The 13,787-nt window shown below is 57.7% G+C and carries 9 protein-coding genes and 1 pseudogene; 8 read left to right on the forward strand and 2 right to left on the reverse strand.

The window, feature by feature from the left end; translation table 11 throughout:
• From ACP7BO_RS04340 to ACP7BO_RS04375, 8 genes are all read left to right on the forward strand, one after another.
• Positions 1–1,659, forward strand: coding sequence for a hydantoinase B/oxoprolinase family protein (locus tag ACP7BO_RS04340; protein WP_426208765.1), 1,659 nt, complete (start codon positions 1–3; stop codon positions 1,657–1,659).
• 27 nt (positions 1,660–1,686) lie between these two features.
• On the forward strand, positions 1,687–3,072 hold the full coding sequence (locus tag ACP7BO_RS04345; RefSeq protein WP_193077816.1) for an aminopeptidase P family protein: 1,386 nt from the start codon (positions 1,687–1,689) through the stop codon (positions 3,070–3,072).
• A 56-nt stretch (positions 3,073–3,128) separates the two neighbouring features.
• Positions 3,129–4,019 (forward strand): hypothetical protein, encoded by an 891-nt coding sequence (locus ACP7BO_RS04350; protein ID WP_426208768.1) that lies wholly within the window; start codon positions 3,129–3,131, stop codon positions 4,017–4,019.
• 20 nt (positions 4,020–4,039) lie between these two features.
• Positions 4,040–4,861: an aspartate/glutamate racemase family protein gene (locus ACP7BO_RS04355; RefSeq protein WP_193077814.1), complete on the forward strand. Its 822-nt coding sequence runs from the start codon at positions 4,040–4,042 to the stop codon at positions 4,859–4,861.
• A 62-nt stretch (positions 4,862–4,923) separates the two neighbouring features.
• Positions 4,924–6,288 (forward strand): MFS transporter, encoded by a 1,365-nt coding sequence (locus ACP7BO_RS04360; protein ID WP_193077813.1) that lies wholly within the window; start codon positions 4,924–4,926, stop codon positions 6,286–6,288.
• Positions 6,289–6,357: 69 nt separating this feature from the next.
• A complete protein-coding gene (locus tag ACP7BO_RS04365) occupies positions 6,358–7,134 on the forward strand; it encodes an avidin/streptavidin family protein (protein WP_426208770.1) in 777 nt (258 codons plus the stop codon).
• A gap of 962 nt (positions 7,135–8,096) precedes the next feature.
• A complete protein-coding gene (locus ACP7BO_RS04370) occupies positions 8,097–10,532 on the forward strand; it encodes a membrane-bound PQQ-dependent dehydrogenase, glucose/quinate/shikimate family (RefSeq protein WP_426208772.1) in 2,436 nt (811 codons plus the stop codon).
• Between the two features lie 88 nt (positions 10,533–10,620).
• A complete protein-coding gene (locus ACP7BO_RS04375; RefSeq protein WP_193077810.1) occupies positions 10,621–11,913 on the forward strand; it encodes a carbohydrate porin in 1,293 nt (430 codons plus the stop codon).
• Between the two features lie 171 nt (positions 11,914–12,084).
• On the opposite strand, the gene ACP7BO_RS04380 is transcribed toward ACP7BO_RS04375, so the two are convergent.
• Together ACP7BO_RS04380 and ACP7BO_RS04385 are read right to left on the reverse strand one after the other, a co-directional pair.
• On the reverse strand, positions 12,085–12,792 hold the full coding sequence (locus tag ACP7BO_RS04380) for a DUF4105 domain-containing protein (protein ID WP_426208774.1): 708 nt from the start codon (positions 12,790–12,792) through the stop codon (positions 12,085–12,087).
• A gap of 437 nt (positions 12,793–13,229) precedes the next feature.
• Positions 13,230–13,768 (reverse strand): annotated as a pseudogene (locus ACP7BO_RS04385) (IS110 family transposase); the annotation flags it as partial.
• Between the last annotated feature and the right edge of the window lie 19 nt (positions 13,769–13,787).

Raw genomic sequence — 13,787 nt, forward strand, 5'->3', positions numbered from 1 at the left:
ATGAGCAGCGTTGATATTTTTACCTTGGAAATCATCCAGAACTCGCTCCAGGCGATTGCCGATGAGATGTTTGCGGCAATGCGCAAGGCCGCCATGAGCCCGGTGATCTATGAAGTGCTCGACATGGGCACCGGCATCACCGACGCCCATGGCAATATCGCCAGTTCCGGCGCTGGCATTCCGGCTTTCGTCGGGGTGCTCGACAAGGCGGTGCGGCAAATCCTCGTAGAACACGCTCAACCAGGTGATATCGAGGACGGAGACATATTTATCACCAACGATCCACATAGCGGTGGGGTGACGCACCTGAACGATGTGGTCCTGGCAATGCCGGTATTCATCGACGGCCAAATCATCGCCTGGACTGCGAACATCGCGCACTGGAACGATGTCGGCGGCATGGTGCCGGGGTCGCTGTCCACCGAGGCGACGGACATTTTCCAGGAGGGCTTGCGCCTCGCGTCGGTCAAACTGATTGGAAAAGGCAAGCCTATCCGATCGGTCCTGCAGATTCTGCGAGCCAACACGCGCATGCCGGACTTTATGGAAGGTGACTTGTGGGCGGCCATCGCCGCAGCCCGTGGTGGTGCCGCGCGGATTGTCGAGTTGAGCAAAAAGTACGGCGCGCAGTTGTTCATCTCTGCGGTCGAAGACTTCATGACGCTGGGCGAAAAGGTCTCGCTCAGGGCGTTGCAGGACGCACCACGTGGTCGCTTCAGCATGGAAGAAATCCAGGACGACGGCCAGGTATTCAAGGTGGTGGTAGAGATTACTCAGACGCAGATGATCGTCGACCTGCGTGACAATCCGGCACAGGCGCTTGGCCCTACCAACCTGAGTCGCGACGGCACCGTAGTTGCGGCGCAGATGGCCTTCAAGGCGGTGACGGCACCGCAGGGCGTGACGAACGGCGGTACATTCCGCCCTCTGCAGGTGTTGACCCTAGCAGGCACACTGTTCGATGCCCAGGCCCCCGCGGCCGAAGGTTTCTACTTCGAGAACCTGATCCGGGTGCATGATTTGATCTTGCGCTGCCTGGCCCAGCAGATGCCTGATCGGTTGCCGGCGGGCAATTTCGCTTCGGTCTGCGCAACCATCATTGGCGGCGTACACCCCGACACCGGACGCATGTTCACCCTGGTCGAACCCGAGATCGGCGGCTGGGGCGCAGAGCAGGGGCGTGATGGCAACAACGCGGTCTATTCGGGCCTGCACGGCGAAACCTATAACTGTCCAGTCGAAGTCTGCGAAGCGCGCTATGGCTTGTATGTCGAGTGCATGGCGCTCAACGACGAACCAGGAGGCTACGGTCAATACCGTGGCGGCCAGGGTATACGCATCGATTACAGGGTACGTTCAAACGGGACTTTCCTCACCTGTGGTTACACCCGTTCCGTCGTCACCCCTTGGGGACTCGAGGGGGGCGCCGACGGCTCGCCAAACTATATCGAAGTGATCCGTAAAGACGGCGGCAGCGAGCGTCACGCAATGGCCAGCGGGGTGATGTTGAACGCCGGTGACATCGTGCGCGTCCGCACCGGGGCAGGCGGGGGCTATGGTGATCCTGCATTGCGTTGCCGCGAGGCAGTTATCGAGGATCTGAAGAACGGTTACCTCAGCGCCGAGACTGCCAATGCCGTTTACGGCGTGCGGGTTTGAACAGGCGTGCGCCAGGAGACCTGAACCATGTTCTCGAACAAAACCTACATTGAGCGTCGGCAAGCATTACGCGAGCGGTTGGCGGGCGGCCTTGTACTGCTGCCCGGCAACCTCGATGCGCCGATCAACTTCGCTCATAACGTCTATCCGTTTCGCCAGGACAGCAGCTTTTCTTACTTTTTTGGCGTCAGCAGTCCGGGGCTCAATGCACTAATTGACCTTGATGACGGCGGTGAAAGCGTATTTGCCGACGAGATCAGCCTTGACGACAGCATCTGGGTCGGCAATCGCATCCCCCTTGCGCAGCAATGTGCAGCGGCGGGTTGCACCACCTTGCAGCCCGCAGCGCAGTTGCAGGCGGTGATCGCCAAGGCACTCAAGCAAGGACGCAAGGTTCATTACCTGCCGCCTTACCGTGCTGACACCACCCTGTTGCTAGCACGGCTGCTTGAGCTACCGGCCGAAAACGTCATTGACAACGCATCCCCAGCATTGATCGCGGCGGCGGTGGCGCTACGCGAGATCAAGGATGCCGGCGAGATCGAGCAGATCGAGCAAGCCCTGGTGGTCGCCAATGAAATGCATCTGGCGGCAATGAAAGCGACCCGTCCGGGTGTGCTGGAGCGAGATGTCGTCGCGGCAATGCGTGGTGTGCTGGGGCGTCATGGATTGCAGGAAGCCTACCAGCCAGTGTTCAGTCGGCGTGGAGAGATTCTGCACAACCTTGAGTATGGCAACCGCCTGGAAGTCGGCGACCTGGTGGTCAACGATGCCGGGGCATCCAGTGTGCAGGGCTACGCCAGCGACGTGACCCGCACGCTGCCGGTGGGTGGACGGTTTCTCGCACACCAGCGCGAGTTGTACACGCTGCTGGTACGGGTTCAGGAAGAAGCCATTGCGGCGATACGACCGGGGCTGGCATTTGCAGAGGTGCATCGGCTTGCAGCACTGCGCATGGTCGAGGGCATGACCGAGTTGGGATTCTTCCAAGGCGATGCAGCGCAGGTTGTCGAGTCCGGCGCCTACGCCCTGTGTTTCCCCCATGGGTTGGGGCATCAACTGGGCCTGGATGTCCATGACATGGAAGCATTGGGCGAAGACCGCGTGGGTTACGACAGGGAGATAACGCGTAGCCCTCTTTTCGGTCTGGGCAACCTGCGCATGGGCAAGCGCTTGCAAGCGGGCATGGTCCTGACGGTGGAGCCCGGGATTTACTTTATCCCGGGCCTGATCGAGCAATGGCAAGCAGAAAAGCGCCACGCAGGGCTCATCTGTTTTGAACGCTTCAAGGCCTATAGCAATTTTGGCGGCATGCGCGTCGAAGACGTGGTGACGGTCGGTGCAAGCTCGGCCAGGGTACTTGGACCGCAAACGCCCAAGCAGGCGGACGATATCGAAACCGCCATGTCGTGAGTGAAGGCGGCCCTCGCGGCCGCCCCATTACTAGAACAACAACAAGAGAAAAAGTGATGAAACTTCGCAATTTGTCGTGCTCAAGCGCGCTGGTTCCGCTCGGCCTGACGTTGGGGCTGGTCACATCCGTGCAGGCCGATCAGTTCATCGGTTTCGCCCAACCAGGCGTCCCCGGCTCCTGGGCGCTTGAATCCTTCCCGGTGGTTAACCGCACCGCCGAAGGCGATGTTCGCGTCTCCTCCAACACCGTGCTGGCTTACTTTACCGAGACCGGGCTGACCGGCACTCAAAGGGACCAGTGGGAGTTCTGGGTGGGCGCCATACCCGGCTACACCGACACCGACGCGGGCGGCGGCAAGAGTGGCTGGGACATTGCCGCGCCCAACATCGGCATCGAGTACTACTACAACATCGTAGAGCCCACCGCACCTTGGGGATCGCCGGATTATGTGACGTTATGGACCAGCCCCACTCTGATGATCGAGTTCCCTAACGGCAATCATGACACCCAGGGATACGGCGCCGGCTACAACCGTTATGCCTATAGCTTCAGCATTGCCAACTATCTGCAGATCGGAAAATTCGGCGTGACCTTCACCCCGGTCGGCATCTACTACGCCGAGAAAAATCGCAACACCACCGACATGGGGGAGGGTGATCCCAAGCACCTGCGCGGCGGTGTGAGCGTGTGGCTGGGGGATATCGCCGCGGGCTATCTGGTGACCGACAAGCTATGGCTTGGCGTGCACCACGTCTACAACATCAACAATCGCACGGCCTCAGATTTTGAGGAGTCGCGAGAGGGCAAGATCGGCCCTTCCATGACGTACACCGGCTGGTCCAAGCAGGGGGTGTTTGTCTCCGCCAACCTGAACTTTGACTACTACCACACCGACAACCTGCCGTACTCCAACTCGTTGACCATGGCATTGGTCAAGAGCTTCTAGCCCCTGAAGGAATCGAAGATATGAGCAACTTCTTGACCTCTGCCGAGCCGCAGGACGTAGCGGTTTCCGTACGCTGGCTGAACCCTATCGGCAGCGCCGCGTTCGATGAACCTATCGCGCAATTGCTGCGCTCGATCAAGCAACCCTCGACCCAGGTCGAGGTGATCTCCCTCGATATGCACCCAAGTCCCACGCACCTGGAGTACCGCAGCTACGAAGCCTTGATCTATGAACGCAGCGTGCGTATCGCGCGCGACTGTGCCGAGCAAAACATTGATGCCTTGGTACTGGGTTGTTTCTACGATCCGGTCCTGGATGACGCCCGCGAAATCTCCGGACAAACCGTTGTGGTTGGCCCCTGCCAAGCGAGCCTGCAGGTGGCAGCTAACCTGGCCAATCGTTATTCGATCATCGTCGGTCGCAACAAGTGGATCGAGCAGATGAGCGCGCGTGTTCGGGCCTGTGGTGCCGGTGACCGGCTGGCGTCGATGCGTGCGCTAGGGATGGGAGTTGATGAGTTTCAGCGTGATCACGCGCTGACCCGACGACGCATCATCGAGCAGGCCAGGCGTGCGGTGGAAGAAGACGGCGCAGAAGCCATCATTCTGGGTTGCACTATCGAGTTTGGCTTTTTCGAACAGGTGCAAGCCGAGATCGGCGTCCCGGTCATCGATCCAGTGGTAGCCGCGTTCAAGGTGGCTGAGTCGCTGGCGGGGATGAAGCGTCGATTTGGCTGGACACCGAGTCGGGTGGGCAGCTGCGAGCCGCCGCCGGAAGCCGAGATCAAAGCGTTCGGTTTGTTCCAGGGCCCAGTGCCCATCGGCAATCGCGTCAAGGCCTGATCCACTACCGCGAGCAGAGCTTGGCCAACTGCCGGCTCTGCCGCTTTCTAGGATGACCGTTCATGAGCCAACTATCGTCAGCTACTGCTACAGACTCCACGACCACTAACGAGGTAAACCCTCAACGGGGATTGACCGTCGGCCAGGTGTTCGAGAATTTCCCGCTGACCCGGGAGCACCTGAAAAGCTGCCTGGGATTGTTCTTTGTGTTCGCCATTGAAGCCTGGGAGATGATGATCATCGTCTACACAGCGCCTTTGATCGGCAAGGATTTTCAACTTGACTCACTGGCGATCGGAAACCTCATCGGCGCCATTTTTGTCGGCATGCTGGTTGGCTCGCTGGTATGGGGCAAGCTCTCCGAGCGACTGGGGCGCAAGCGTTCGATTATCTTGAGCATGCTGGCGTATGGAGTCATTTCCCTGATCAGCGCCTTTGCCCCCAATTATGCGGTGTTCTATCTGCTGCGGTTACTCAGTGGGGTGGCCGCCGTCGGGATGCTGGTGGTGACCTTTGCGCATTTCGAAGAGCTATTGCCTGTCAAAGTACGCGGCGCCTGTACGGTGTACCTGGCCTCAGGTTGGCCGATTGGTGTGCTACTGGCCTTGGGCGCAACGGTGTGGCTGATGCCGCTGGGTTGGCGCACCATCATTGCCGTCAGTTCATTGGGCAGCTTGTGGGCCATTGCAGTCGCCTACTGGGTGCCAGAGTCGCCTTACTGGCTGGCTTCGGTGGGCCGCCAGGCCGAGGCGCGCGCGGTCATCGCCAGGCTCAGTCGAGGGGCGATCCAGTTGCCCAAGGGATACGAGCTGGCGGTCGAAAAAACGTTGCGGGGCACGCACCGAGAAATATTCGCTGGGGGCATGGGCAAAGTCAGCCTGCTGCAAATCGCAGTCAACTTCACCTTTGCCTGGGGTTACTGGGGGCTGCAGACCTGGTTGCCGACGTTGCTCCAGCAGCGCGGGTTGAGCTTGCCGCAAAGCTATGGATTCATTGCGTTCTCGGCGCTGTGCATGATCCCCGGCTACATGGTGGCGTCCTTTCTCACCAGCCGCCTAGGTCGCAAAAAGGTCGTGGTGTCTTTCATCGGTGCTGCGGTGCTGGCGGGGTATGGCTTCGCCAATGCCCAGACGCTGGAAATGCTCTATATCAGCAATTTTGCGCTGGCGTTTTTCAGCATGGGCGCCTGGGGGGTGTGGGACACCTGGATCGGAGAGCTGTATCCCACCCGCCTGCGACTGCTGGGCTACAGCTGGGCGGTGTTCTCTCAGCGGCTGGCCAACATCCTGGCGCCAAGCCTGATCGGGGTGATGGTGGCCCTCGGCACCTCCTTCAACATGACTACCACGCTGATAAACGGCTTCATGCTGGCAAGTGTCTTACTGGCGCTGTTGATCCCTGAGACCGAGGGTAAACCGCTGCATTGATTGTGCTCAGGGCAATCTTTCCGGGTCGCTGCCAGCTGTAGCGACCCTCCCACATTCAAGGAGAAATGCATGTCTGCTGCAGGCACCTGGGTAAACGAATACGGCTCGATCATGACGTTAGTGAATGAGGATGACCGGCTAAGGGGCACCTATCAGTCGTCGACTGGCTCAACAGGTACTTATGAAGTGCTCGGCATACAGGTCGGATGTGCCGCGACACCCTCGCTAGGCCAACCGCTGGCCTTGTCTATTTGCTGGCACGCCATCGATGATGCACTCCCAGACCCAAGCTGGCATTGGGGTTCTGCCTTGTGCGGCCAGATCAGCTATCAAAATGGAGAGGAAGTCATGGTGTTGGCGCACGCTCTGGTGGCCTCAAGCGATTTTCCCAGCGTGGCAGGGGTGGGAACCTACCTCGATAAACTGACGTATAAACGAGTGCCAGCCCCAGCGTTCGATCAGTTGCTCAATCGCCACCACGAAACAGCGGAAAATGCCCTCGTGGGTCGGTGGTTGGCTGCTGGCAGCAGTCTCACGTTGCGGGTGGATGCGGTTCGCGACAGTCGGCTTGGCTTAGTTTTCGGCAGCATTGTTGCGCAATCCGGTACTCATGAAATCACCGGGTTCACGGATTTACATGCTTCATCTGCCGACCTCCCCCTGCAGTCCGTTATCTTGGTCGCCGCTACCGCAGGGTCCCAAGTGATCGCTCTGTCGGGCACGCTCGATACATTGACAGGCTGTCTCAGCGTGTTCGAAATGACCAGCGCACCCACGGCGCCGTCTAGTAGTTACTGTCAGACTCAGCTGGCATCGACGGTTTACAACCGGCATCCCGCTCACTGACGTATCTCCACTGGTTCCCAAAGCTGGGGAAGTAATGCAATCGGTTCAGCAGATAGAAACCATCAAGCAACTGATTTGAGCCACGTAGCTGCTGCGCTGAGTATGAAGACACCGTCCTGCAGCAATAAAGCCAAGGAGCGGATGTGGGTTGATACGTCTTAGCTATCTGGCAGATATACACTTGGTACTGCGTGAACAGGGTCTGGTCACCCGCTAGACCCTGGAGCAGGCGGCGCGAACTGGTCTGTGTATTCGCAAAGTAACCGAAGTGGAAGGGCGCGAAGCGGCGCGTGAGACGGTTGCCTTCGAGATTGATTTAGGTGTGGAGTCGGCTACGGAGCTTAGTTTTGATCTCTCAGTACGGGCGTTGCCAATCAGCCGTTGTGAAGTCCGCTTCACTGAAACCTTCGTCTGCCTGCGCGCGTAGCGCTTACAACGTATCCTCAATACGTTCTTCGAGATCGTCCTCGAACGATGTAAAGATCGGCCAGACTGATGCCCAAGTGAGGTGCAAGCCCGAGTATCAATTCTGCAAAAATATCGATCGTGCATTTGGTGGTTGAAAATAGCTTTCGATTGTTACTGTTTTGTCAAAGTTGTTTTACAAACTTTTAGGCATATCCGAAAAAAACATCGCGATAAACTACCCCCCAGCATTCTGCCGCCTCTGCACAGCACTAACTGATACAGGTTTCGTTGGCGCTATCATTGCACAATGAACTCGGTGGCGCTTCGCTTTCAAACTGCCGGGTTGCGGCTAAAAACGGCAGTACCTGCGGACCAAAAACGTATTGGCGACACTCGGCACCACTGATCTTCCGTGCTTACTTGCTTCGGCAGGGTAGTGCATAGGGACTTTGAACTAACCACGCGTAGCCAAATACAGGGCGGTCCAATCATTCGGCCGATTTGCTCACCTTCTGTGGGAGCCGTTCTTTATTCACCAATAGGCATATTTACATATGACGGACGACAATCTTTCCCACACGGGAAGACGCTCAATCAGTGACGTCGCAAGGGTGCTGTTTTCCTTGCTGGCTTTTATCGTGGCGCTTGCATTGATCTACGGCGGGATCAAATTGCTTGCCTTGGGCGGATCAAGTTATTACTTGATAGCAGGCCTGGCTTATTTGCTGTTGGCTGCACTTTATCTACTTCGCAAGCGACTTGGCCTTGCACTTTCTGTGGTTATATTCCTGGCAACGTGTGTCTGGGCTTTTTACGAAGTGCGCCAGTTCAGTTATTGGCAACTGCTTCCGCGCCTGGTCGTTCCGGCCGTTATCCTCACGCTTAGTCTGTGGGTAAGTGCAGCGCTTGCTGGTACTTCCTTGCGCACGCAGCGTTTGGCTAATCGTTTTGGTTTTGCCGTGTTCCTGGGACTGATCGCGACATTTGTTGCGGCGTTTTTTCCGCATGGTGCCATCTCCAACCCAGTGGCAACGACGGCTGCGCCTGCTTCCAAGGCGTCCCAATCGGCCCCGGAAAACTGGGAGTTCTTTGGCCGTAATGCGTCGGGCACCCGGTTTGCACCCTACACGCAAATCACTCCGGCAAACGTCAATGAGCTGCAGGTTGCCTGGACTTACAGAACAGGTCGCAGAACCACTGGCGCGGGCGCGGGTGTGGACGAAAACACCCCACTGCAAATTGGCAGTGTTCTGTACTCCTGCACCCCGGAAAACCTGATTACTGCGCTCGATGGTGATACAGGCAAGCCGATCTGGAAGTTCGATCCGCATGCCAAAAGTGAAGAGCACGTGACCTGTCGCGGCGTCGGTTACTACGATATCGACAAGGACGACAGTCTCACGGCCGAGGTCAAAGCCTCGTACAGCAATGACCAGCAATGCCGTCAGCGCATTCTGGTGTCGTCGGTGGATGCTCGTTTGTTAGCGCTCGATGCCCATACCGGCGAACTGTGTCCAAGCTTTGGTGACAACGGTTATGTCGACCTCAAGAGAGGCATGGGCCCGACAGAGAACAGCAAGCGCTATCACCCAACCTCGCTGCCGGTGGTCATGGGCCACCTGACTGTCGTGGGTGGCTGGGTACGCGATATTGTCGCAAACGAGCCTTCTGGTGCTGTCCGGGCCTTCGACGTGCTCACAGGTGCGTTGGTGTGGGCCTGGGATGTAGGCGCGCCTGAGCACACGGATGCTGCCGCCGCCGATCATCAGTTCTCGCTCGAAACGCCGAACGTATGGACGATTCCTACCTACGATAAAGCGTTGAACCTGGTCTATCTGCCTACCGGCAACGGTCCACCCGACTATTGGGGTGGTGATCGTAACCAGGCCAAGGAAAAGTACGGCTCGGCAGTCGTCGCCGTCGACGCTTCGACAGGTAAGGCCAAATGGGTTTACCAGATCGTTCACCACGATGTGTGGGACTATGATCTGCCTTCGCAGCCTGTTCTTTATGACATGAAGAACGCCCAGGGCGAGAAAACCCCGGTCCTGATCCAGACCACCAAAACGGGTCATATCTTTGTGCTGGACCGGCGTACCGGCAAGCCGGTTACCGAAGTTCAGGAGCGCCCGGTACCCACCTCGCCGGCGGCAGAAGGCGAGCACCTCTCGCCTACGCAGCCGTACTCGGTTGGCATGCCGGTCATTGGTGCCGAGCCCCTGACTGAAAAGTCCATGTGGGGTGTGAGTACCTTCGACCAACTCTATTGCCGAATCATGTTCAAGGACTCGGTCTACGTTGGACCCTTCACGCCGCCAACTGAAAAGCCATACATCGAATGGCCTGGCTTGTTGGGTGGCATGAACTGGGGCGGCATTTCCATCGACGAAAACACCGGCATGATGTTCGTCAATGACATGCGTGTGCCGCTGCGAATGTCCTTGGTTACCAAGGAGAACACCAAGAAATTCAAAGTTTCGACTGATGAAGTGCCAGGCTTCATGGGCACAATTCGTCCGCAAGTTGCCGGTATCTATGGTGGGATCAGAATCGACATTCTGCAGTCGCCGCTGGGCGTGCCATGCAACAACCCGCCTTTCGGCAGCATGAGCGCTATCGATCTGAACACGCAGAAGTTGGTCTGGCAGGTTCCACTGGGAACCGTCCAGGACACCGGGCCTCTGGGTATCAAGACGAAGATGCCGATCCCTCTGGGTATGCCGACACTCGGCGGCCCAACCTCAACCGCGTCCGGCCTGGTGTTCTTCGCCGGTACCCAGGACTACTACCTGCGGGCGCTCGATTCGGCAACAGGTAAAGAGGTGTGGAAAGCGCGCCTGCCGGTTGGCGCAGTGGCGGCTCCGTTGATCTATAAGTCACCCGCCACAGGCAAACAGTACGTGGTCATCTCCGCCGGTGGCATGAGCCATTCGCCGGATGTGGGCGACTACATCATCGCCTACGCGCTGCCCGACAGCGTTAGCAAGTAACTCCTCGGCTGACGTTGTTGAAAAATAATCTCCGTTTACGGGGATTATTTTTGCAGCACCCACATCTTTGAAACGGAGCACATCTGGGATGTCTTTTTCTTTCCGCGCACTGCTGACCAGCAGCCTGTGCAGCGGTCTGTCGCTATGCATCTTGCCTCTGTCCTCAGCACAGGCTGACGCCTCCGATCTGATGAGTCGTTCGACACTCACCGGCGACTGGGGGGGCGAACGCCAGAAACTGGCCGACGCGGGGGTCAAGCTCACGGGGGACTACAGTTCTGAAACCATTTCCAACCTGCACGGTGGGATCAAACGCGGCACTCGCTACGCCCAACAAATTCGCATCGGCGCCCAGTTAGATCTGAGCAAACTGCTGGACACGCCTGATGCGGGGGTAATGCAGATCATCGTCAATGATCGTCGCGGTCACAGCGCCACGGAAGACTTGCTCGGCAATCGCCTTTCAGCGCAGGAGAACTACGGTGGCCAGTACACCCGCCTGACCGAGTTCAGCTATCAACGCAATCTGTTCTCGCCAGACCTGTCGACCAAGGTCGGCTTTATGGTAATGGGCACCGACTTTGGCGGCATGCCAATCCTGGCCAACTTTGTCAGCGCCGGCTTCTGTGCGCATCCATTGACCATGGGCAGCGGCAGTGGCTGGGGCAACTATCCGACGGCACATTGGGGGGGTGAGTTGCGCTACAACGTCAACCCATCATTGACGCTGCAAACGGCTGTATTCCAGGTCAACCCGGAGTACAACATGCGCTCCTCCAAAGCCTTCTCCATGCCCAGCAACGGCACCACCGGTGCAATTTTGCCCCTGGAGGCGATCTTCAATAGCGACGATTTTCTTGATGGCCAGTACAAGGTGGGTTGGTACTACGACACCTCCGATGCTCCCAAAATTGGCAGCACGGAAAAAAGCAGCAACCGCACAGGCGCCTATGTGCTAATGGACCAGGCAATCTGGAAAGATGAGCAAGACCCTGAAAGCGTGCTGCGCCTCTTTGGTCAGGCGGCCACCAGCAATGCAGCAACCTCGCCGATGCGCCGCTGGTATTCGGTAGGACTGGTCAAGCAAAAGCCTTTTGCGAGTCGCCCGAAAGACTCCATCTCGTTTGGCTATGGCCGTGCAGTGCTTAACTCGCGCACGCGAGAGGTGCAGGAAGCGGCTGCAAGCAACCCGGGCGAATACAACATGGTCGCGGGCCTGGACAATGCAGAGCAGATGCTGGAGCTCAACTATGGCGCTCAAGTCACACCCTGGCTGCTGCTGCGTCCCGACCTGCAGTACTACATTGAGCCTGGTGCGTTCTTTGGCACGAAAAGGGGTAATGCGTTGGCGGTAGGGTTACAGGTCAAGGCGACGTTTTGAAAGACCATTAGCCCTGTTCTGTCAGCGTTAGGCTGGCCCGGACGATTAACTACGATGTGCCCCAGCGCAAGCACTCCGAGCCGGTTCCAGTGCCTCCTTAAGCTTGTGGGTCAGGTTGTGGTCCGGCTGGCTGGGTTTTCAGTCATCAATTGTTATGGGTCTTGGTTGCTATTATCCAACCGGCACACCCTGACGGATCCTCAGGGAGAAGTCAGGTGCGTCATCCGCCTGTTTAGCACGTTCGGTGATACGTCCTCGGTTGCGCAATTCGCCCAGGCTATACCCTTTCTGTAGGCCGCCGACATCATGCACATAGCCTGGTAGGTAACCCGTTAATAGTAGGCGCTGATCGACGGGTAGTCCGCCAATGATGCTTTGGGCCATGTCGAATACGATGGTCGTGCAGTTGGCAGTCAGAGTGTTGTAGAAGCGTGGTCGCTCTACCAGGGTATTAGCCTGTTTCACGTAGGTCAGCAAGAGCTCACGCATGACTGGCTGAGGCATGTCGATGCGGTACAGGTAGATGTCTTCGTCACGCACGTTGGTCCGTACCCGTACAGCATCCAGCTCGTCGGCAGCCACGATGCTGAGCTCGTATTCCTTGAAGAAGCCACCAAGCATTGAGTATGTCTCGCCTTTTTCCTTGCGGGTCTCCACTGTGAAGACTAGTTGCCGACCATCCTCAAATCCGAAGGAGACTAGGATGTGGGCAATGGCCGGCATCCCCCAATAAGAGGTCAGCAGGTCGACGGATTGAAGATGGCGCAAGTCATAGTCCCGACGTTCCCAACTGATGTCATAGTCCTGGTCGCTGCGCCAGCGGAAATTACGCACATTATCCAGCTGCAAGCGTTCGTCGATCACTTGGCCTTGGGTCATGTGTGCAACGTCGTCGGCCCAGGTGCGCAAGTTGGAAGGTTGTAGGGTATGCCACCAGCTCAGTAGGGTGGCGAATGCTAGCACCTGACCGGTTAGCGCCCACAACGGCGGGCGTAGCCACAATAGAGCCAGTAGGCCGCAGCCGAGTACGCACCAGAATACGATCAGGGCATTACCCATAGGGGCTGGCAAGTCCAGCCGGAAGAGCAGGGCGAGGGCTCCCTAGGCAGTGACTAGTAGGAAGGCCGGGCAGAGTATCAGTCTCGCCGCCAGCCGCAGTATTGGATGCGAGCGCTTCATGGTGCGTTCTTCTCGAGTAGATGTTGATGGAGAATGCGGCGAATCTCGAGGATTGCCTCTGGTGTTTCCTGGACGCTGTGCCACGAAGGGATGATCTTTTCTGACTGGGCGCCCTCCAGATGGGCGCTGGTGTAGGGCAGCCTGAGCACGCGTTGCCACTGCTCACGCAGACTCTCTAGCAGCAGATCGGGCACCTGGTTCTCGGCTTGCACAAAAGCATCCGGCATATCCTTGACCAGCGTGGCGTAACCCTCTGGCAAAACTATGCCGAACTCATAGAACAAACCGCGCAACGCATTGCTTTGCATGATGAGAAAATTCAGCAGTTGGGCGCGAAGACGATGCAACGAGAGGATCGCCTGTTGATCAGGATGCTTGATCGCGGCCGTGCATGCACCAGGCTGCTGCACGGCTGTCCAGATGGCTTGGGCGTCAGCCGCATCGGTCTTGTTTCGGAGCACAAAGGGCCGAACCGAGCGCGGGGCCAGTAAGCGCACCTCATGGTCTAACTGCCGCAGGCTTCTATGGCCACCAAGCTGGTCGGATAGTTCGCAAAGAACGGCAGGACTTCCGCACGCCGTAGTTTGATGCGCTTGATGGCTCCGCTGCTCCGATTAACGGTGTGCAGTTGGAACACCAGCTTCGCAATGTCCATTCCAATCACGCTGTTTTTCATGGTGGATCCTCCTGCGCAA

This window comes from Pseudomonas sp. TWR2-1-1, from assembly GCF_049897045.1.
Taxonomy (GTDB): Bacteria; Pseudomonadota; Gammaproteobacteria; order Pseudomonadales; family Pseudomonadaceae; genus Aquipseudomonas; species Aquipseudomonas versuta.